This is a genomic window from Halodesulfovibrio marinisediminis DSM 17456 (assembly GCF_900129975.1).
Lineage (GTDB): Bacteria > Desulfobacterota > Desulfovibrionia > Desulfovibrionales > Desulfovibrionaceae > Halodesulfovibrio > Halodesulfovibrio marinisediminis.
The window spans coordinates 59,203-78,993 of record NZ_FSRG01000007.1 but is presented as its reverse complement, the minus strand read 5'-3'; the positions used below and the strand labels follow the sequence as shown (position 1 = coordinate 78,993).

At 45.9% G+C, this 19,791-nt stretch carries 17 protein-coding genes, 3 tRNA genes and 1 other RNA gene; 18 read left to right on the top strand and 3 right to left on the bottom strand.

All coding sequences use genetic code 11. The features are described from left to right. Positions 1 to 49 precede the first annotated feature (49 nt). The 3 genes from gatC to mnmA all read left to right on the top strand — a co-directional run bounded on the left by gatC (position 50) and on the right by mnmA (position 2,995). Positions 50 to 334, top strand: a complete 285-nt coding sequence (gatC, locus tag BUR09_RS14455; protein WP_074217662.1) for an Asp-tRNA(Asn)/Glu-tRNA(Gln) amidotransferase subunit GatC — start codon at positions 50 to 52, stop codon at positions 332 to 334. A gap of 18 nt (positions 335 to 352) precedes the next feature. After that, positions 353 to 1,816 carry an Asp-tRNA(Asn)/Glu-tRNA(Gln) amidotransferase subunit GatA gene (gatA, locus tag BUR09_RS14450; RefSeq protein ID WP_074217661.1) on the top strand — a complete coding sequence of 488 codons (1,464 nt, stop codon included), beginning with the start codon at positions 353 to 355 and terminating at the stop codon, positions 1,814 to 1,816. Positions 1,817 to 1,960: 144 nt separating this feature from the next. Beyond that, positions 1,961 to 2,995, top strand: coding sequence for a tRNA 2-thiouridine(34) synthase MnmA (gene mnmA / locus BUR09_RS14445; RefSeq protein ID WP_074217660.1), 1,035 nt, complete (start codon positions 1,961 to 1,963; stop codon positions 2,993 to 2,995). Between the two features lie 132 nt (positions 2,996 to 3,127). Here the strand turns inward: mnmA and BUR09_RS14440 are convergent, their stop codons facing one another. Further along, positions 3,128 to 3,415: a phage regulatory CII family protein gene (locus tag BUR09_RS14440; protein ID WP_074217659.1), complete on the bottom strand. Its 288-nt coding sequence runs from the start codon at positions 3,413 to 3,415 to the stop codon at positions 3,128 to 3,130. A gap of 540 nt (positions 3,416 to 3,955) precedes the next feature. Then, complete coding sequence (gene uvrC / locus BUR09_RS14435; RefSeq protein WP_074217658.1) at positions 3,956 to 5,803, bottom strand: excinuclease ABC subunit UvrC; 1,848 nt, start codon at positions 5,801 to 5,803, stop codon at positions 3,956 to 3,958. Between the two features lie 142 nt (positions 5,804 to 5,945). Between uvrC and BUR09_RS14430 the strand changes: the two genes are divergently transcribed. The 9 genes from BUR09_RS14430 to BUR09_RS14390 all read left to right on the top strand — a co-directional run bounded on the left by BUR09_RS14430 (position 5,946) and on the right by BUR09_RS14390 (position 12,728). After that, positions 5,946 to 7,370, top strand: coding sequence for an outer membrane homotrimeric porin (locus tag BUR09_RS14430; protein WP_074217657.1), 1,425 nt, complete (start codon positions 5,946 to 5,948; stop codon positions 7,368 to 7,370). A 116-nt stretch (positions 7,371 to 7,486) separates the two neighbouring features. After that, complete coding sequence (gene hisD / locus BUR09_RS14425; protein ID WP_074217656.1) at positions 7,487 to 8,794, top strand: histidinol dehydrogenase; 1,308 nt, start codon at positions 7,487 to 7,489, stop codon at positions 8,792 to 8,794. Positions 8,795 to 8,814: 20 nt separating this feature from the next. Next, a complete protein-coding gene (locus tag BUR09_RS14420; protein ID WP_074217655.1) occupies positions 8,815 to 9,711 on the top strand; it encodes a phosphoribosylaminoimidazolesuccinocarboxamide synthase in 897 nt (298 codons plus the stop codon). Positions 9,712 to 9,776: 65 nt separating this feature from the next. After that, the gene (locus BUR09_RS14415; RefSeq protein ID WP_074217654.1) at positions 9,777 to 10,550 is read left to right on the top strand and encodes an enoyl-ACP reductase FabI; all 774 of its coding nucleotides are present in this window, start codon (positions 9,777 to 9,779) and stop codon (positions 10,548 to 10,550) included. 650 nt (positions 10,551 to 11,200) lie between these two features. Beyond that, positions 11,201 to 11,295 (top strand) — tRNA-Ser (locus BUR09_RS14410). 19 nt (positions 11,296 to 11,314) lie between these two features. Then, an RNA gene (gene ffs, locus BUR09_RS14405) (signal recognition particle sRNA small type) lies at positions 11,315 to 11,410 on the top strand. A 37-nt stretch (positions 11,411 to 11,447) separates the two neighbouring features. Next, a tRNA-Ser gene (locus tag BUR09_RS14400) sits at positions 11,448 to 11,542 on the top strand. 237 nt (positions 11,543 to 11,779) lie between these two features. Next, a tRNA-Ser gene (locus tag BUR09_RS14395) sits at positions 11,780 to 11,874 on the top strand. 227 nt (positions 11,875 to 12,101) lie between these two features. After that, positions 12,102 to 12,728, top strand: coding sequence for a TetR/AcrR family transcriptional regulator (locus BUR09_RS14390; RefSeq protein WP_074217653.1), 627 nt, complete (start codon positions 12,102 to 12,104; stop codon positions 12,726 to 12,728). A 47-nt stretch (positions 12,729 to 12,775) separates the two neighbouring features. Here the strand turns inward: BUR09_RS14390 and BUR09_RS14385 are convergent, their stop codons facing one another. Next, positions 12,776 to 13,528, bottom strand: coding sequence for a hypothetical protein (locus tag BUR09_RS14385; protein ID WP_074217652.1), 753 nt, complete (start codon positions 13,526 to 13,528; stop codon positions 12,776 to 12,778). Positions 13,529 to 13,929: 401 nt separating this feature from the next. Between BUR09_RS14385 and BUR09_RS14380 the strand changes: the two genes are divergently transcribed. From BUR09_RS14380 to BUR09_RS14355, 6 genes are all read left to right on the top strand, one after another. Next, positions 13,930 to 14,661, top strand: coding sequence for an amino acid ABC transporter ATP-binding protein (locus tag BUR09_RS14380; protein WP_074217651.1), 732 nt, complete (start codon positions 13,930 to 13,932; stop codon positions 14,659 to 14,661). Between the two features lie 92 nt (positions 14,662 to 14,753). Further along, a complete protein-coding gene (locus BUR09_RS14375; RefSeq protein ID WP_074217650.1) occupies positions 14,754 to 15,578 on the top strand; it encodes an ABC transporter substrate-binding protein in 825 nt (274 codons plus the stop codon). Positions 15,579 to 15,701: 123 nt separating this feature from the next. After that, a complete protein-coding gene (locus tag BUR09_RS14370) occupies positions 15,702 to 17,486 on the top strand; it encodes an amino acid ABC transporter permease (protein WP_074217649.1) in 1,785 nt (594 codons plus the stop codon). 270 nt (positions 17,487 to 17,756) lie between these two features. Beyond that, positions 17,757 to 18,203 carry a DUF1499 domain-containing protein gene (locus BUR09_RS14365; protein WP_084539510.1) on the top strand — a complete coding sequence of 149 codons (447 nt, stop codon included), beginning with the start codon at positions 17,757 to 17,759 and terminating at the stop codon, positions 18,201 to 18,203. Between the two features lie 128 nt (positions 18,204 to 18,331). Continuing rightward, on the top strand, positions 18,332 to 19,222 hold the full coding sequence (locus BUR09_RS14360; RefSeq protein ID WP_245796749.1) for a serine/threonine protein kinase: 891 nt from the start codon (positions 18,332 to 18,334) through the stop codon (positions 19,220 to 19,222). Next, positions 19,219 to 19,719, top strand: coding sequence for a universal stress protein (locus BUR09_RS14355; protein WP_074217647.1), 501 nt, complete (start codon positions 19,219 to 19,221; stop codon positions 19,717 to 19,719). Before BUR09_RS14360 ends, BUR09_RS14355 begins: the two co-directional genes overlap by 4 nt. The last annotated feature ends 72 nt before the right edge of the window (positions 19,720 to 19,791 follow it).

Genomic DNA, 19,791 nt, shown 5'->3' with positions numbered 1-19,791 from the left:
CTCTTTTGAAACTACGCCAGCCACTTCTCAATAATCGGAGACAACCTCTATGAGTATTACTCCTGAACGGGTAGCGCAAATTGCCAAGCTGGCCCGACTTGAACTCGACGAAGAAAAACAGCGCCTGTTCGCAGGCCAGTTTGAAGATATTCTTTCTTACATGGACACCCTTAACGGTCTCGACACCGCCGGTACAGAGCCGTTGTACAGTCCAGTTGAACAGCCAACACCTTTGCGTGAAGACAAAGCCGAAAAACGCTTTGCACGCGAAGACATTGTTTCCAATGCACCGGAAACAGACGGCCAGTTCTTTATTGTTCCAAAGATTGTTTAACGGCGGAGTTTTTACCACATGTCATTTTTGTTCGAAAAATCCCTGAGTGAAATCCGCTCCCAGCTGCTTGCAAAAGAGCTCACCGTTACTGAAGTTGTAGAAGCGTGTCTTAAACGCATTGAAGAAACAGAGCCTTCCATTCAGGCACTTATTTCTGTTCAGGCTGAAGAAGCTCTTGAGCAGGCTCGTGCTATGGATGAAGCCGGTCCAGACGAAAGCAAACCATTATGGGGTATTCCGCTTACCGTTAAAGACCTTCTCTGCACAAAAGGCACTAAAACTACCTGCGGTTCAAAAATTCTTGAAAACTTTGAGCCATTCTTTGACGCCTTCGCCGTTGCAAAGCTGAAAGATGCAGGAGCAATTCTTATTGGTAAAGCTAACATGGACGAATTTGCCATGGGCTCTTCCACTGAGAACTCTGCATACAAAGCAACCAAAAACCCTTGGGATCTTAACAAAGTTCCTGGTGGCTCCTCTGGCGGCTCCGCCGCTTCCGTAACCGCATGTCAGGCATTTGGCACCCTTGGTACCGACACTGGCGGTTCCATCCGTCAGCCTGCAAGCCTCTGTGGTTGTGTTGGCATTAAGCCAACCTACGGTCGTGTTTCCCGTCGTGGTATGGTTGCCTACGGTTCTTCTCTTGACCAGATCGGTCCAATGACCCGCTCTGTAGAAGACAACGCACGCATCTTACAGGTTATCGCAGGTCATGACGACAGAGACTCTACCAGCGTGGACGTTCCTGTAGATGATTACCTTGCAGCGTTGAACCGTGAAGACCTTAAAGGTCTCAAAATCGGTCTTCCTAAAGAATTCTGGGCAGAAGGTCTCGACCGCGAAGTTGAATCAGCTTGTCGTGCTGCTGTTGCTAAACTTGAAGAGCTCGGTGCTGAACTTGTTGAAGTTGAGCTCCCGCATTCATCCTACGCAATCGCAACCTACTACATTATCGCTATGGCTGAAGCCAGTTCCAACCTCGCCCGTTTTGATGGCGTACGTTACGGATACCGAAGCGAAAATGCTGAAAACCTGCTCGATATCTATGTTAAATCCCGCTCCGAAGCTTTCGGGGATGAGGTACAGCGCCGTATCATGCTCGGCACCTACGTTCTGTCCTCCGGCTACTATGATGCATACTATAAAAAAGCTGCACAGGTTCGTCGCCTTATCCGCGAAGACTACCTAAAAGCACTTGAAAAGTGTGATGTACTCGTTGGCCCTGCTTCACCGGTTACCGCTTGGAACGTTGGCGAACTGACAAGCGATCCGCTTAAAATGTACCTCATGGACATCTACACCATCTCTCTCAACCTCGCTGGTCTTCCGGGCTTGTCCCTCCCAGTAGGTTTGGGGGCAGATAGCAAAATGCCAGTAGGTATCCAGCTCCTCGGTAAAGAATTCGACGAAGCAACTCTCTACAGCGTTGCTTCCCTTCTTGAAAAAAATACCGAACAGCTCGGCACACCAGCAGGATTATAACAGACCAAGCTGACTCGTAATTGTGATACTTTGAAGGGAAGTCTGATTACAGGCTTCCCTTCGTTTATTAATAAGACAGAATGTAGTGATATGCCTCCGGCAGCTAGCTCTCCGAAGGCATCAAAAAACACTTCAGGAATAGCTATGACCATTGCAGTTGCAGTAAGCGGCGGAACAGATTCTTTGTACGCCCTGCTCACATTAAAAGAACAGGGACACGATATTTTTGCGCTCCATGCCCACTTTCTTGCTCCAAGCAAAGAAAGGGAAGAAGCCATCGGTGCCATGTGCGCATCATTGGATGTTCCATTTCATGCAGTCGACTTACACGAAGAATTTGAACAATGTGTTGTTACTCCATTTATGGATGAATACATTCACGGGCGCACACCAAACCCTTGCGCGCTATGTAATGCCAGCATGAAGTTCGGCGCACTGCTACGCGAAGCAGAAAAGCTTGGGGCAAATCAAATTGCAACGGGACACTATGCGGTATTGGAAGATAATCCGTTATACGGACGCACTCTTTCCCGAGGGCATGATCCTAAAAAAGATCAAAGCTACTTTTTATCGCTTGTGCCGAAAAAACAATTGGAAAAGGCGCTGTTCCCTCTTGGAAAAAAGAAAAAAGAAGATATTAAAGCAGAACTGGCAGAACGCGGAATTGCCCCTGCGTATCCAAGCGAAAGTCAAGAAATCTGCTTTGTTCCGAATGATGATTACCGTGCATTCTTAATTGATAGAGGTGCCAACCTCGGTACTGGCGGCAACATGGAACTCGCCGACGGTACCGTTGTGGGGAAACACAATGGGTTATGGCAGTACACAGAAGGTCAACGCAAAGGACTTGGGGTTGCGTGGAAAGAACCACTCTATGTAATCCGCAAAGACATGGAAAAGAATGTACTGATCGTTGGGCCAAAAACAGAATTGCTTTCCACTGGTTGCGTTGTAAGCAATATGAACTTCCTTGTAGCAAAAGAGCACTGGGGTGAAAAACTTCTCGTTCGCACCCGCTACCGCCAACTGCCTATCCCCGTAACTATCAGCGAGCAAGATGACCTGCTGATTGTCACATACGATGAGCCACAGTCTCCGCCAGCCAGCGGACAAGTCTGCTGTGTATACGATGAAAATCTCACTGTTCTTGGCGGCGGTATCATTGAGCATTCGCTATAATACTCAAAAAGCTCCTGACATTATCAGGAGCTTTTTGTATTCAGACCAATAGAAAGAGACCTGTATTCCTACAGGTCTCTTAAAGATTGACAGAGACTGAAAACCTCAGCCTACTTCATTAGTAACTGCTCGCTATGCGATTTCAGCGAGGCTTACAGTGTCACTCGGCTCTGCCATAAGTTTCGGATCTACAATTGCAAATCCCATCTCTTGAGCAATGTACTCTAATGGTTCAATGTTTCCAGTCTTTTTCATGATGTCCATCAATGTTTCAACCCCCAACTTCGCCCCAGCATCATACGGGTTCACTTCGCGGAGCAAGGTAGAATACGGCTTGCCGATTTCTTTCGCGAGTGCTTTAGCTGGAATTGGGCTGTTCAACACAAGTTCGTGGACAATCTTAGTTAACTCTGAACGCATCATAACTCTCCCTACACATTGCTACGAGGAGTCACACCCGGTTCTAACACACCTCAATACGCCATCTGAGGTTCCATTAGAAAAGAACGTGTAAAACCAATGTGTTTTATATCGCCACACTACGCCTAATATGACGATATCCCCCTCCTGTTTACGTTAAAGCAACACCCTATACAAACTCCCAAATATATTTATACCCTTTTAGATAAACCAACAATATGTTTCCGTCTATCTACTCTGGCAATTTTCTGAAAGAATAGTGCATTATTTCACATTGTAAGCAACTGCTAACATAGCGCCATTTTAGACTACACTCAACCTCTTTTCTAACCATTTCCTTAATTATATTATCGAAACACTATTTATTACCCTATTTATCAAGGTATCAAAAATGGTTAAATTTCTTGTAGCCCTTTTTTGTATATTATTGCAACAAATTAAAAGATTTTCATAAGATAGAGTATGGAAGGCTATTATTTATAATAGTGAGACCTCAACCAGTCGAACAATAGGAATAATTCAATATCATTAAAGTCAGGATCATCTGAATACTGAAAGACCTTCGTAAATAGCTTCAGCCTTCTTCTTTCCTACCCCATCAATTCGCATCAAATCTGCTACAGATGCTTGCGCCATCTCTTTTACTGAAGAATAATGAGCCCACAATTTTTTCGCCATGGATGGTCCAATTCCCGGAATTCGCTGAAGTTCACCCGTCAACGCTCTTCCTGCACGAGCCTTCCTATGCCGCCCAATTGAGTAGTCATGACAAAGGTCACGCATGTGCTGCAGCAACAACAATTCTGGAGCCCCTGCTTTCAACTGCAGTGGATTGGAACGCCCTGGCAGAAAAATTCGATCTTCAATATTTCCTTTTCGTCTGTCTGCCCTACCGGATTCATCCTTACGGGCCTTTGCAATGGAAATTACGGTACATAGGTCACTTTTCCCATGGGCCTCAAGCACACTGACAACTGCATTCAGCTGACCACGCCCCCCATCTATCAGCAAGAGATCTGGCCAAGGCGGTCCAGAGTTCAAGCGCCTTTCCATCCATAACGCTAGCACCTTATAGTCATCACCTCCACCTTCTTCATCAGTAAAGGCATAGGTTCTATATTCATTTTTAGCAGGTGCTTCGCCTTCAAAAACAACCATTCCCACACGGGTGTCTTTACCGGAAGTATGGGAGACGTCGACAATCTCTGTTCGATACGGTTCTTCAGCCATACCAAGACGCTTCTGTAGTATAGCTAGAGGACTGACAGCGCGTTTATGTTTAGCGTCATCAATGGCATTGGCTGTTGCCATTGTTACAAGCTTGCTTTCAGTGTCATTACGCGGCGAAGCAACACGTACCAGCATACCGCGTAATTCAGTTAAAGCTTCGGCATGTGCAACAAGTGGTTCCGGATTCGTATCATCCCCGAGTACATCATTTCCCCATGGAACAACTACGCGCGACGGAACAAAACTGTTCACTCCGTAGTACTGCGCGATAAATGACTGAAGCAATTCTGGTGCTTCTTCCAGACCTAACCCAGCCCAGAAGAAATACTTTTTGTCGATAAGAATGCCGCTACGGATAAACAAAATTCCAAGAGCCAGTCCATTATCCGTTTCGCCTAGGCCGATTACATCCATGTCGTGCGCAGTAGGAATAACAGCAGCCTGTTTCTCAACAGTTACTTCAACGGCCTTAATCTGATCACGGAGCTGCGCGGCGGTTTCATATTCCATAGATTCAGAGGCGGCGTACATTTTCTCAGTAAGTACTTCCACAAGCTCATTGGACTTCCCGGAAAGCAGCAACTCAACACGCTGCACCTGCTCTAAATAGTCTTCGTGAGAAATATCCAAACAACATGGTGCAAAACACTGCCCTATGTGGTGGTACAGACACGGGCGCACCCTGTTTGCAAACGCTCTGTCAGAGCACCTGCGCAACTTGAAGACCTTATGTATCGCCTTAAGGGTTTGCCATGCGGAATGGGATGATGTGAACGGGCCGAAATATTTAGAACCATCTTTAAGAACCTTGCGCGTCAAGGTAAGGCGAGGCCAGTGATGTTTTTTATTCAACTTGAACAACACATACTGCTTATCATCCCGCAACAAAATATTATAGCGCGGACGATGCTTCTTAATCAGGCTTGCCTCAAGTAATAACGCCTCTTTTTCTGTTGTGGTTATCAGCGTTGTAATTGACTGCGCCTGCCGGAGCATCGCCCGTGTTTTAGGTGTCTGTGTTTCCGGCGGACGAAAGTACGACGCAACCCGTTTACGCAGATGTTTTGCCTTCCCCACATACACGACGCGTCCGTTCGCATCCTTATACAAATATACTCCCGGAGAAACGGGAATTGTCTTTAAATCGATAGGTTCCATATATTCTCGTGTATCATCTTTCGCATTCGTAGCCTATTGTTGCTCTTAGGCTTGTATAATTACAACAATTAGCAAATATCATTTCCATATAGAGCAGTGATACCTAGTTTAATGATAGACTTTAATCTCAACATGTTATGCCATGGAAAAACACATTCTCCCTTCTATCATTATAGTTGGTATCATTATCAACCTGCTTGCTGGCATGTTTTCCTCATGCCGCGCGGTAGAAATACGCCCTTCTGGAACATTACAAGTGTTTACCCAGTGGTCAACAGGTTCCACACTGGGCTTCACTTCCCCATATGCAGAAAAAGAAATCAATTACGACTTTCGGGGAGCACAATATTCCCGTTTTCAATTCGACATAAACCCAGATGAAGTAGTCTCCGCAACAGCACTGTTTGAAGTCGACACCTACTGGGGAAGAAATGATGATAACGGGTATGGTGAATTTGCAGGCGGTCAAATTGGTACAGATGGTGTTAATGTACAAACTACGTTTGCTTTTCTTCGTGTCCGACCTGAACGCATCCCTGTACAAGCCAAAGCCGGCCTTACTTCCGTGCATCTTCCTAATCAAATAGGTGGTTCAATACTCCTTGATGACAACATCGCTGCAGTTGCACTTGAATATGAATTTACAGAAGGAATCAACAGTTCCCTTATCTGGGGCAGACCGTATGATAATGCCGACAGATCCTTTTCTAATCAGACCATGGATATTTTTGCAGCTACCTTCACCTATGCGCAGCGTGACAATATTATTACCCCATACATAGCCTATACTCAGTTTGGGAAAGATGTTGCGGGTGATCCGCTTGGTTCTGCTTGGGTGGATGGTGGCAACATTGGACTATGGAATGGATTCTCTGACTTCTCCGGTAATCCATGGGCGTTTTGGACCGGCTTTTCCGGTCGTTATCACGGTCCATATAACCTTGTTGCAAAAACAGACCTTATATGGGGAACCCTGCATGGCGGCAGCGATGCCGCAAGCAGACAGGGCGCTGTGCTACTGGGAGAACTGGACTGGGTGCTGGATTTTATGACCATCGGTATTCTGGGATGGTGGGCAACTGGCGATGACGATAATGCGTATAATGACGGCGCAGGTAGGATGCCTTTTATCACCAACCAATGGGGACTCACAGATTTCGGCTACTACGAATGTGCAATAACAACAGAATCGTCCTTGCTCATACAGGATGCTACAGGCCGCTGGACATTAGGGTTGGTCATTGATGATCTTGTATTTACTGATGACTTATCCACTTCATGCACATTCCTGTATATGCGCGGCACCAACAGCACGGATGCAGTAAAAAACAATAGATTTTCTCAAGAATTACTTGAAGGCGGCTATAGAAACAACTGGGGAACTTACCTGACGAACAAAGACTGGCTTATCGAAATCGATTCAGAAACCACATTAAAAATTTACGAAAATTTAAATCTCATTTTACGACTCGGATACATCCATATCGATGTTGATCCGCAAGTATGGGGAACGTCTGACACCCGTGATGCGTACCGTGCTGTACTTCTTTGGGATTATCAATTTTAAAAAACTATGGTGTGTCATTTTGTATCATCGTAATGCTACTCGACTTTTCCGACACCCTCTTATAAGGATGGGGCGTCGGATTTAGTTTTATGAACCTTATTTGATTAGGAGCCAGTATGCCCTGTCGTATGATCAGCTACCAATCCAAAGAGGATTGGAAGGGAATCAGGGAACTTCTCGCTGGACGGGATAACCCTGACAATTCTGTTGAACCTGTGGTGCGTGAGATTCTGCATCATGTACATACAGAAGGGGATAAGGCTCTTGTTCATTACACGCAAAAGTTTGACTGCCCTTCGTTTACGAAAGATATGGTGCGAGTGTCTGAAGAAACCTTAGCAAAGGCTGCTCAAGACATTCCTGCAGAAGACTTTGAAATCATCAAAGAGGCTGCACACAATATCCGCACGTTCCACGAAAACCAGAAAGAGAAATCCTGGTTTACCACAAGCGAAGACGGAACCATTTTGGGACAGGTTGTTCGCCCTGTTGACCGCGCCGGACTCTATGTGCCGGGTGGCAAAGGTGGCGACACCCCGCTTATCTCCAGTATGCTTATGAACGTTATTCCCGCACAGGTTGCAGGCGTAGAAGAAATCTGCGTTGTGTCTCCTCCAAGGGAAGATGGCGTTCCCAACCAGTATATCCTTGCCGCTGCACATCATCTCGGTATTAAAAATGTGTTTGCCTGTGGCAGTGCATGGGCGATTGCAGCCCTTGCATACGGCACAGAAACCATTCCGGCTGTAGATGTTATCGCAGGCCCTGGAAATATCTTTGTGACCACCGCTAAACGTCTGTTTATCGGTACGGTAGGCATCGACATGGTTGCTGGTCCTAGCGAGATTCTTATTCTTGCAGACAAAACAGGTAACCCTGTGCAGATTGCCGCAGATATGCTCTCTCAAGCAGAGCACGATCCGCTTGCCTCTGCCATCCTTGTTACAGACGACGAGCAGCTTGCAGCCGCTGTCCGTGACGAGCTTGGCACACAAACTGGTTCGCTTCCACGCAATGAAATTGCCGCAACAGCCCTTAAAGACTGGAGTGCAATCGTAGTTACTCCAGACATGGCTACTGCAGTGGAGCTTTCCAACACCGTTGCACCTGAGCATCTGGAAATTATTGTTGAAGACCCTTGGGCGTTGTTACCAACTATCCGTAATGCCGGCGCTATCTTTATGGGCGCTAACTCACCGGAACCTGTCGGCGACTACTTTGCAGGCCCGAACCACGTACTGCCGACTAACGGCACAGCACGTTTTTCATCGGCACTGTCCGTTGAAACCTTCACAAAAAAATCCAGCATAATTGCTGCGTCAGCTTCCTTCACGCAAAAAAATGCGCCAAAAATTGCGCGCCTTGCACGTCTTGAAGGTTTGGAAGCACACGCCCGTTCCGCAGAAACCCGCTTAAATAAATAGCCCCTTGCAGGAGTTCTCAAATGAAAGTCGTTACGAAGACCACTATTACCGAATACCCACTTCTTTCCCGCGGTAAAGTTCGCGATATCTACGAAATTGATGAATCCAGTCTGCTTATTGTTACTACCGACCGCATGTCAGCATTCGACGTGATCATGGCAGAACCTATCCCTTACAAAGGTGTTATCCTTAACCAGATCACCTTGTTCTGGATGAAAAAGTTCGAGCACATCATTGCCAACCATCTCATCGCTTCTGACGTAAAAGATTTCCCTGAACCTCTGCAAAAATATGCAGACGAACTGGAAGGCCGCTCCGTGCTTGTTAAGAAAGCAAAGCCACTTCCAATTGAATGTATTGTTCGTGGTCACATTTCCGGTTCCGGCTGGAAAGACTACACCAAAACCGGTTCTGTTTGCGGTTACAAACTGCCGGAAGGCATGCTTGAGTCTGAAAAGTTCCCGACTCCGCTCTTCACCCCTTCCACTAAAGCAGAACTTGGCGACCACGACGAAAACATTTCTGTTGAACGTGCAGCAGAAATGGTCGGCAAAGAACTTGCCGACAAAGTAGCAGAAGTTAGTTTGCGAATTTTCTCCGAAGGCCGTGACTACGCAGAAGAAAAAGGCATCATCATTGCTGACACCAAATTCGAATTCGGCATGGTTGATGGTGAACTGATCCTTATCGACGAAGTTCTCACTCCGGATTCTTCCCGATTCTGGCCTAAGTCCAGCTACACCCCAGGTCAGGGACAGCCTAGCTTCGACAAACAGTACCTCCGCAACTGGCTCAGCGCTCAGGACTGGGATAAGACTCCACCAGCACCTGCTCTGCCAGAAGAAGTTATTGCAGAAACAGGCAAAAAGTACGCTGAGGCTTACACTATACTTACTGGGCAAACACTGCTACTCTAACGAGTGCAACCACAATAATTACCGAAGAAGTCTGCTTAACGCAGACAAACTGAAATGGAGTTCATATGCTTCTTGAAGGGAAACGAGCCCTCATCCTGGGTGTTGCCAACAACAAAAGCATTGCATACGGCATCGCCAAAGAATTCAATGAAAACGGTGCGAAACTTGCTTTCAACTATCTTGGTGATGCTCTTAAAAAACGCGTTGAGCCTATTTGTGAAGAACTCAACGGCGACTTTACCTTCCAGTGTGACGTAAGCAGCGACGAAGAAATTGCTGCTGCCGTTAAGCTTGTAGAAGAAAAATGGGGTGGCGTGGATATTATTGTTCACTCCATCGGCTTCGCTGATCGTAACGATCTTCAGGGACGTTTTATCAACACATCCCGCGACGGCTTTAAACTTGCCATGGATATTTCCGCGTACTCTCTTACTGCGGTCTGTGGCGCATTTGAGCATCTGCTTTCCGACAATGCATCCATTATCACCCTCTCCTACTATGGAGCGGAAAAGGTTATTACTAACTACAACGTAATGGGTGTGGCAAAAGCTGCTCTGGAAGCTAGTGTACGTTACCTTGCTGTAGACCTTGGTACTAAAAACGTACGTATCAACGCCATCAGCGCAGGTCCTATTAAGACTCTTGCAGCTTCCGGTATCGGCGGCTTCCGCAAAATTCTTAACTACATTGAAGAAAATGCTCCGCAGCAGCGCAACGTTACCACTGAAGACGTGGGACGCTCTGCTCTGTACCTTGCATCTGACCTCTCTTCCGGTGTTACCGGTGAGGTTCTGCATGTTGACGCCGGCTACCATGTAGTTGGAATCGGCATCAAGTAACGCGGAGAATCCGAAAGGAGGCTTGCATGCTTGAATACATCATCCCTATCGTGGGATTAGTAATTATAGCTATCGTCTGCATCAAAGTTGTTCCCAAAGGCCATAAACCATCCGGTTGAGGCATCAGCTTTGACGGACGGGGAGGCTCCTCGTCAGGATGCTCATGCAGTTCTACAAAGAAAAAAAAGTATAACTGCAAATAGCGTAATAAAAGGGCGGCATTTTTGCCGCCCTTTTTGTTTGATTTCCAATTAGCCCTGTTCTACTCTTTACTGAACGCACAATGTCTTGAGCTACAAACAGCACAGCTCAACTATTTCAGTAAATCTAGCATGAACATTTGTTGTAACATGTAATAAGGTGGCAACGGTATGTCGTGTTCATTTCTTGGTGGCTTTGGAGGTTTTCCAATGGGTCATATTTTTTCTATTATTGCACTTGGTGTTGCAGTATATTTTCTGGCGAAAATTCTTCGCAATGGCGGAGGCTGATGTCCCGGATTTCACCGGGGAGGTTCCTCGGAAGATGAAAACAACAAGCACAATCACTAAGAAACAACTCAGGGCGGCATATTTGCCGCCCTTTTTTTATTTTTTTTGCTTTTTCACTTGCCAAGCACTGACCTGTTTGCTAGTTATCCACCTCGACGCGGAGAGGTGTCCGAGCCCGGCCGAAGGAGCACGATTGGAAATCGTGTGTACTAGCAAAACTGGTACCGAGAGTTCGAATCTCTCCCTCTCCGCCAGTCAACATTACCCTAATTGAGTAGGGAGTCGGACGGCATGTGCGCTGTCAACCCGGTCAGGTTCGAGAGAAAGCAGCCGTAGCAGTTGTATGTGGGTGTCCGACTCCCAGAAGGCACAAGCAGACATGTTTGTTCTTTCTTTATCTCGTCGCGGAGAGGTGTCCGAGCCCGGCCGAAGGAGCACGATTGGAAATCGTGTGTACTAGCAAAACTGGTACCGAGAGTTCGAATCTCTCCCTCTCCGCCAGATGAATTCAAAAAAGACGTATACTGCAAAGTGTACGTCTTTTTTTATACCCATTGCCCGCCCCTCTATCACAAACGACACCTCCCCCAACCAGCTAACGAGTAGCAACACACCCAAAGCTCTCGCTCACACCATCACGCAAGGACAAGATCTGAACCACTGCTCCATCAATCGACACTTTTTATATTTTTTTCTTGCAAGCCATGCCTAGCTTTGATAGCTACACATTCGCAACGCGGAGAGGTGTCCGAGCCCGGCCGAAGGAGCACGATTGGAAATCGTGTGTACTAGCAAAACTGGTACCGAGAGTTCGAATCTCTCCCTCTCCGCCAGCAATAAAATTATACTCCGAAGCTTAACGCTTCGGAGTTTTTTTTGTACCCTGTAATCACCCCGCAGGACATGCATGACAAGCCGTTTCCCTTTCTCCCCGCGCCCCTCATCGCAGCCTCCTTCATCTAATTCTTTTTACTGAAGAATTAACCTTTTGCTTGTTTTCCCAATGCCTCTTGAGTCAATGCAATTGTCGGGCTATGTGTTTGGCACTAAGGAGCAAGATATGGAAAAAACGCTACGCACTACCCCTCAACAAGAGCGTGCGATCGCGACTATTAATAGCATTCTTGAAGCTTCTAAACGCGTATTGCTTTCAGAAGGATATGAAAAATTTACCACCAATCGCGTTGCTGCTGCATCAGGCTTCAATATCGGAACGATCTATCGCTACTTTCCGGACAAAGACAAAATCATCATTCAGCTTTACAAAAGGCGACTAAACGAAGCGTATTTATTCCTCAACACACAGATAGCAAGTGACACAACATGGAGTGGCATCGATGAATTTTTTGGACACTTGCTTAAGGAGTACATTGCAGGACACTCCGAGGAAGACCACGCTATAGCAGTTGAACTAACCAAAGCTACGGTGATGAACCAGCATATCCAAGAGCTGGACAAAACACATGATGAAAAAGTTCTTGAAGATCTTTATGAAGCTATAGACGAACGCTTTAAAACAACTCTTGAACATCGTCTGATTCAATTCTTTCTTGAACTCGGGATACACCTTGCACTCATGGTTAGCATGAAGCCTAAACCTCAACGAAACTTCATGACAGAACAAGCAGTTGCAACAGTCATTGCCGCTGTCCGCGCACACGTGAATCAACGCCCACCCACCATTTAATAAAAAACCCGCTAATTACTTAGCGGGTTTTTAACTTCATATTCGGATTATAAAAAATCTCTCCAATCTTCCTCATGCTTTTTTGCCATCGTAGCTAGCAGCTGCTTAATTGGAGAATAAAGCATCGTGCAGCCCAACCCTGTGGCAAGTCCACTAAAAGTAATTGAAGGATCAGGATCAATACCGAGCAGGTTGAATGCAGTCCCTCCGAGACAAGCGATACCGATAATCAAAGCAACATACCACGCTGCCTGCAAGCCCTGTTCGGCTCCGTTTGCTAAATTAAGCAAAAACAAGCAATACAGCCCAACAGCTAGCAAGTAAGCACCAGCATGCACTATATTAGCATACGGCCCTGCATACAGAAAAACGCACAACATTGCTGTAAGGACAGAACCAAGCCACATGCCGGTCTGAATATTCATGCCAGTTTCATTATCAAGACGCTTAAGCAAAAAACTTAACAGCAGGCCAGAACTAAGCAGACAGCCTGCAACGATAGTCCATTTAACCGGTACAAAAAATCCTGCACTCGCCATAATTGCGGCTAACACTGCAATCCCAGCACTTACCGCATCGAACGCCCCATCACGGACAAAGGCTCCCATTTCTCCAAGCAACATTGCTCCGATACACCCTAAGATGCCCCCAAAAGCAATAGCAGCAAAAACGCTACCTGCAGCATAGAATGCGCTAACAAGCAGCAGCAGGCATATGCTCCACATCATCCAAAACGAACGGCATTGGGCAGCAAAAACACCATACAACTCGCCCCATTTTTTTCGCATCGACTGTTTCATTCTCTAACCTCTTTTCCTTTCCCTTATGGGATGGGGCACTACCATATATAGCCAATGCCTGCCACCACCCTTTTCAACCACCCAAGTGACACAACATAAAAAATCACAGCAACACCTCAAAACGTTATCGATCTTTACAAGAGTGTAAAAAATGCAATATAAAACCAAAACACACAGTGTTTTTTGACTATTTTTTCAACTTCTCTCGTTTTTTTCTTCTTTTGCTTTAAACGATTTTTCATAACACACTATTTTACATAGAGTTGAGTGAGCGAACAGACTACTTTTCTATGTTTACAATTTTGTTAAAACTGACTTTTTATTTGCATTCCAAAGCTTTTTTCTGATAGCAGCGAAGACGAGACTTGAATATTTTTTGCGTTTTTACTTTGGAGTACTCTGTGATTCGTTTCGAACAAGTGAATAAGTGGTACGGCAGTGACCACCATGTGCTTAAAGACATTAACCTTGAGATAAAACAGGGCGAAGTAGTTGTAATCTGTGGACCTTCTGGTTCGGGAAAATCAACACTCATTCGTTGCATAAACAGACTTGAGCCCATCCAGCAGGGCAAAATTATTGTCGACGACATGGATCTCCATAACCCACGTCTTGACCTGACCACTCTACGTGCCGAGATCGGTTTTGTATTCCAGCAGTTCAATCTGTATCCGCATATGACAGTTTTGGAAAACATCACCCTCGCACCTACGATGGTACGCAACATGCCACGTGCAGAAGCCGACAGACTCGGCATGGAACTACTTGAAAAAGTTAATATACCAGACAAAGCTGGAGCATATCCTACTCAACTTTCCGGCGGCCAGCAGCAGCGCGTTGCTATTGCACGTGGTCTTGCTATGAAGCCCAAAATCATGCTCTTTGACGAGCCGACATCTGCTCTTGACCCTGAAATGATTAATGAAGTTCTTGATGTAATGAAAGCGCTCGCACGCGAAGGCATGACTATGGCGTGTGTAACACACGAAATGGGATTTGCCCGTGAGGTTGCTGACCGAGTTATCTTTATGGATCACGGTGTATTAGTTGAAGAAAACACTCCTGAAGAGTTCTTCAACAACCCGCAACATGAGCGCAGTAAAGAGTTTTTAAGCAAAATTCTGTCTCATTAATTGAGGCGCTGCTCGTAATTTTGCTTTTTTGTCATTCTGGAGGCTTACCGCGCCTGCGGTAAAAATTAATACAATGAAACTGGGAGTTGCACATGCGTTTTAGTAGAGTTCTTGCGTTAACTTTGGCTCTTGTAATGATGGCGTCCGTTGCTTTTGCAGGCCCTTCTTACGACCGTATTATGAAGGATAAAAAGATCCGTATCGGCGTTATGACCGACTCCATCCCGGGAGCATTCTTTAATGACAAAGGTGAATGGGTTGGTTTTGATTACGACGTCGCTACCGAAATCGCTAAGCGTCTTGGTGTTGATATCGAACGCGTAAAAGTGAACAACAAAACCCGTATCGCATTCATTCAGCAGGGTCGTATTGATGCATCTGTTGCAAACATGACCCACACCCGTGAACGCGAAAAATCTATCGACTTCTCCATCACCTACTTCTTTGATGGTCAGAAAATTCTCTCTAAGTCCGGCAAGTACAAGTCTCTTGCTGACATGAAAGACAAAAAAATTGCTACAATGCAGGGTACTACTTCTGAAATCAACGTAAAGCGCGCTCTTAAAGCACTTGGCGTTGCTAACCCTGATGCACACGTCATTTCCTTCCAGAAAGAATCTGAATGCTTCCAGGCTCTTCAGATGGGTCGCGTTGCAGGCTGGTCCACTGACGCAACCATTCTTCTTGGTTACGCTTCCAAAACTCCTGGTAAATTTGAGCTTGTTGGCGAATTTCTTTCCGACGAGCCATACGGTATCGGTCTCCCACAGAACGATTCCGCTCTGCGCAATGCTGTAAACGCTGCACTTCAGGACATGTGGCGTGACGGTACCTACATGGTTATTTACAACAAATGGTACGGTCCAGACACTCCTTTCGCTATGCCTATGTCCGGCTCTCTTGAACTCTGGCCATAAGCACCTGATCTATTGATCATTTTTCGTACGTCCGGTTTACGCCGGACGTACGTTTTATCGCTGCCGTACACACAACGTAAGGCACATTGACGCTGCATCATTTGCTAAAAGGTTTGTTATTTCATGCTACGCTATTGGTTGGAAAAAGTTTGGGTTCAGAACACAGTTCTTGCTGTGCTCGGCATTGTCAGCCTCTATTACTGGGGCTGGGTCTTTGATTTTGGCTACGATTTTCAATGGCCAATTCTCTACACCGTTAACGAAACCTATCAGGTAAACTTCGGTATCGAGATTCTGAAAGGTCTCTGGCTTACCGTCAAAATTACTCTTATAAGTTCCCTTATCGGTATTTCACTCGGCACAGCCCTCGGCCTTGCCCGTCTTTCAGACTTTAAGCCCCTGAACTGGACAGCCACCTGCATAGTGGAATTTTTCCGAAACACTCCACTGCTAGTTATCCTGTTCTTCTTCTACTTTGCGTTTCCACAAGCATTGCCGGAAGCAGGCAGGGAACTTCTCTTTGAAACACAGTTTGAGTTCTGGACGGCAACCTTTGCTGTAGGCATCTATACAAGCGCCTTCATGGCAGAAGTAATTCGTGCTGGTCTTCAGTCCATCCCGAAAGGATTGCTGGAAGCTGCATACTCTTCTGGTCTCACCTACATGCAGGTGCTGCGTAAAATCATTCTTCCATTGGCGTTCCGTGAAATCATTCCGCCACTGGGCAGTGAATTTCTCAACAACATGAAAAACACCTCGCTTGCCATGATCGTCGGCGTTGCAGATCTTACCTGGCAGGCGCAACAAGTAGAAGCACTTACATTTAAAGGCTTTGAAGCAACTACAGCAGCTTCTGTACTGTACCTTTCCTTTTCACTCGTGATTGCATTTGTGATCAACGGCGTAAACGGACGAATCAGATCAGCTACCAATGGTGAAAAAAGCCTGCCGGTAATGTTTATCGACTTGCTGCTTATTCCAGTCACTTGCCTTAACAAACTGCTCTTCAACCCTGCAGGGCGATTCCTGCGGCAACGTCGTAGAAAAAAAATGCAGGCAGGCGTTCAAGTACATACCAGCCAGTTAATTCTCAAAAAACTGTATGCAGTACTTGTGCTCATCAGCAAGGGGGCATTCCTCGCTATTCTTGCCGGTCTGCTCTTCTCTCTTGCAAAAGGCTTGTACAACTTTGACTGGGGCGTAATTTTCAAAGAACTCCCAACCATGTTGGTATGGCAGTTCCCCAATGCAACTGGCGACGATCTGTTTATGGGACTGGGCGGCTTCTCGCTCTCCTTCATCATTGCCATTGTTGCCATCGTCGCAAGCTTCTTTATCGGACTTATTGTCGGACTTGGTCGAAGCTCCGAAAACCGTATTTTCCGTATTCCAAGCTTGCTCTACATTGAACTCATTCGAGGAAACCCGCTGATTATTGTAATCTACTGGGTCTACTTCCTCATTCCGGTATTGTTTGACAGCTTCATTAACACTGTCTGGTCTGCCTCTATCGCTCTGACGCTCTTTACCGCAGCATACCTTGCGGAAATCGTACGAGGCGGCATCCAGAACATTCCTCCCGGTCAGGTTGAAGCTGCATACTCCTCCGGCCTTTCCTACTGGCAGACAATGCGTAAGGTCATTCTGCCACAGGCACTGAAACAGATGATTCCACCTATTGTTGGACTGTTTATTGCAATCTTCAAAGATACATCACTAGTCACAGTTCTTGGCGTAATGGAACTTACCTCTGTCACCAAGGCACTCGATAACCGCTTAATGATCGCATCAATGGAACTATGGACAACCGCAGCAGTTCTGTACTTTGTACCATGTCTACTCATGTCCAAGTACGCAAAGCATCTTGAAATGAAGCTCTCACCTGAGCAGATCAATTTGAAGATGTAATACACATCCATTTTATACATACGCTGTACAAAAAGCGGCTCTCAACACTGCGTTGAGAGCCGCTTTTTCTATCTATAACCCAAAGGCTAGATTGGTCATTTTCATACGATACAATGCTCCACCAACACGAGTCTTATTCAACGTTAGTCTTATTCTTTCATTGATTACTTTATGAATTATGAACGCTTTTACCTTCTTTCTATTTGCCCTCACGTGTACACGTGGCACAATACGCATTCAAACTAGCAGTAATGCACAGGCAGGTGAATCATGCGATTTCGTTCTCTTTGGGCAACCATAACCAAAAACACCAACTATACTACAACACTGGATAAAACCGTCGAGATGGACACATCGGATTCGGTTCTATCCCCCTGCCCAATCTCTCCAAACTGCGTGTGCAGCAAAATGCCACAAGACGACAGCCATTACATAGAGCCGCTTGTCCCAACAGCAAGCACTCTTTCTATATTCCCACAACTTGTCGAGTATGTTCAGCAACTGCCAAATGCTGAGCTGGAAGAAAAAGCAAGTCATTATGTCCATGTAAGTATCCGCTCCATGTTCTTTGGGCTTACAGATGATCTGGAGCTATTCTTTGCGGGAGATAAGATTCATGTACGCTCCGCATCCCGTTTCGGATGGTACGACTTTGGCGTAAACAGGCGGCGCGTTGAAGCAATCCGGCGTTACATGGAAAACGAACTTGATGGCTAATTGTCGTTTCACCACCTTTCTCACAGGACGGCAGTATGGGTACACATGCCTACGATATCATTTCACATTATATGCCCAATTTCCCCCGAAGGCGTGCTGGTAGAATAGTTACGGACACTACAGAGTTTATGTCGATTGATTATGGTGACGTAATTCAAATTGGTGGCAAACATTACCTTGTGACAAAAAATCTTTCGGAACGACGCTTCGGGCTTGAAGATCCCAAATACTGGGTAAAGCGTTGCAAGGAACTGGAAACAGGGAAACATCAAATCATCAAGCTTGAATTTTACGAAAATTTTGACATTACCATCGGGAATATCCGCTCCAGTTGCCACCGGAGCCCTCGCAAGGAATCACGAATCTTGGACCTGATTCATGGAGACATGCGGTTCATGCAGGGACGAACCGTTCTTGATGAAAAAGAAAACCATGTAAGAATATTGGATATCATCTACGGGACTGAACTGGATATAGCGCTTGATCATATCCAAGGCTCACACGAGGAATACTTCCACACGTTATTCCCTGACTACTTTGCTAAATACATCGGCGCAGTAAAAGCCATTGAATACCTACATCGAAACCATGAACAACATGGCGACATCCGGCGTGATCACCTGCTTATTGAATCAGGAACCGAGAACTGGCGATGGATTGATTTTGACTACGCATTCGGACTGAGAAGCAACCCATACGCACTTGATTTATTCGGGCTAGGTAGCATCCTGCTGCTTCTCGTCGGTCAGCGAGAAATTACGCAGCAACAGTTTGCAGAACAAAAAAATGCCGAATCAATCACACCTGATGATATGGCACTGGCAATGCCGTTCCGTCTTGCAAACATTCAAAAACGTTACCCATATATTCCAGACAGTCTAAACAACATCTGCATGCATTTTTCTGCCCAAAATACTGTGTTTTATTCGTCTGTTAGGGAGTTTGTAAGCGCACTACTTACATGTTTTAACGAACTCCCCGTATTTACGTCAGCCCGAGGGAGGTATCCTGAAGTATGAACATCTACAATATCCTAGTTGCATTTGATTCTTCCCAGCCTTCTTTTGAGGCCGTGGAATACACAGCCAAAATGATTCGATCAATTCCGGACGTACTTGTAACGCTGCTCTTTGTTGAACGGCTACCGGACAAAGATCTCTTTGAATCTGAGGCTCTTTGGCGTGCTGAATGTGCAGAACTGGTTGCTGACTACAAACGAAAACTGGCAAAAGCACGCAGCCTGCTTGCCAACAATGGCATTCATGAAAACGCAATTAACGAAGAATATCTCATTAGCTGCAGCTCACCTTTTGAAGACGCAAAAGTGTGCACAACAGGCGACTCAATAGCTGAGGATATTCTTGCAATACAGAAAGAGGGGAACCACGGCACTATTGTTATCGGACGTCGTGGCATTAGCAAAGAGGAAGAATTCCTCTTTGGAAGTGTTTCCAGCGAACTGCTCCGCCGGTTCACAGAATGTGCTCTGTGGGTCATCAATTCCAAATGTGATTAACATCCCACAGCTTTTTCCATCCCTGTACGTTTGTACCATACAAACGTACAGGGTGTGTCCCCCGAATCAACA

Bases quoted from the DNA above. Each gene is read 5' to 3' on its own strand.
- hisD (WP_074217656.1), top strand. From the start codon at position 7,487: ATGCCCTGTCGTATGATCAGCTACCAATCCAAAGAGGATTGGAAGGGA.
- BUR09_RS14440 (WP_074217659.1), bottom strand. From the start codon at position 3,415: ATGCGTTCAGAGTTAACTAAGATTGTCCACGAACTTGTGTTGAACAGC.
- BUR09_RS14420 (WP_074217655.1), top strand. From the start codon at position 8,815: ATGAAAGTCGTTACGAAGACCACTATTACCGAATACCCACTTCTTTCC.
- BUR09_RS14415 (WP_074217654.1), top strand. From the start codon at position 9,777: ATGCTTCTTGAAGGGAAACGAGCCCTCATCCTGGGTGTTGCCAACAAC.
- BUR09_RS14360 (WP_245796749.1), top strand. From the start codon at position 18,332: ATGTCGATTGATTATGGTGACGTAATTCAAATTGGTGGCAAACATTAC.
- BUR09_RS14370 (WP_074217649.1), top strand. From the start codon at position 15,702: ATGCTACGCTATTGGTTGGAAAAAGTTTGGGTTCAGAACACAGTTCTT.
- BUR09_RS14355 (WP_074217647.1), top strand. From the start codon at position 19,219: ATGAACATCTACAATATCCTAGTTGCATTTGATTCTTCCCAGCCTTCT.
- gatC (WP_074217662.1), top strand. From the start codon at position 50: ATGAGTATTACTCCTGAACGGGTAGCGCAAATTGCCAAGCTGGCCCGA.
- BUR09_RS14375 (WP_074217650.1), top strand. From the start codon at position 14,754: ATGCGTTTTAGTAGAGTTCTTGCGTTAACTTTGGCTCTTGTAATGATG.
- uvrC (WP_074217658.1), bottom strand. From the start codon at position 5,803: ATGGAACCTATCGATTTAAAGACAATTCCCGTTTCTCCGGGAGTATAT.
- mnmA (WP_074217660.1), top strand. From the start codon at position 1,961: ATGACCATTGCAGTTGCAGTAAGCGGCGGAACAGATTCTTTGTACGCC.
- BUR09_RS14365 (WP_084539510.1), top strand. From the start codon at position 17,757: ATGCGATTTCGTTCTCTTTGGGCAACCATAACCAAAAACACCAACTAT.
- BUR09_RS14390 (WP_074217653.1), top strand. From the start codon at position 12,102: ATGGAAAAAACGCTACGCACTACCCCTCAACAAGAGCGTGCGATCGCG.
- BUR09_RS14430 (WP_074217657.1), top strand. From the start codon at position 5,946: ATGGAAAAACACATTCTCCCTTCTATCATTATAGTTGGTATCATTATC.
- gatA (WP_074217661.1), top strand. From the start codon at position 353: ATGTCATTTTTGTTCGAAAAATCCCTGAGTGAAATCCGCTCCCAGCTG.
- BUR09_RS14385 (WP_074217652.1), bottom strand. From the start codon at position 13,528: ATGAAACAGTCGATGCGAAAAAAATGGGGCGAGTTGTATGGTGTTTTT.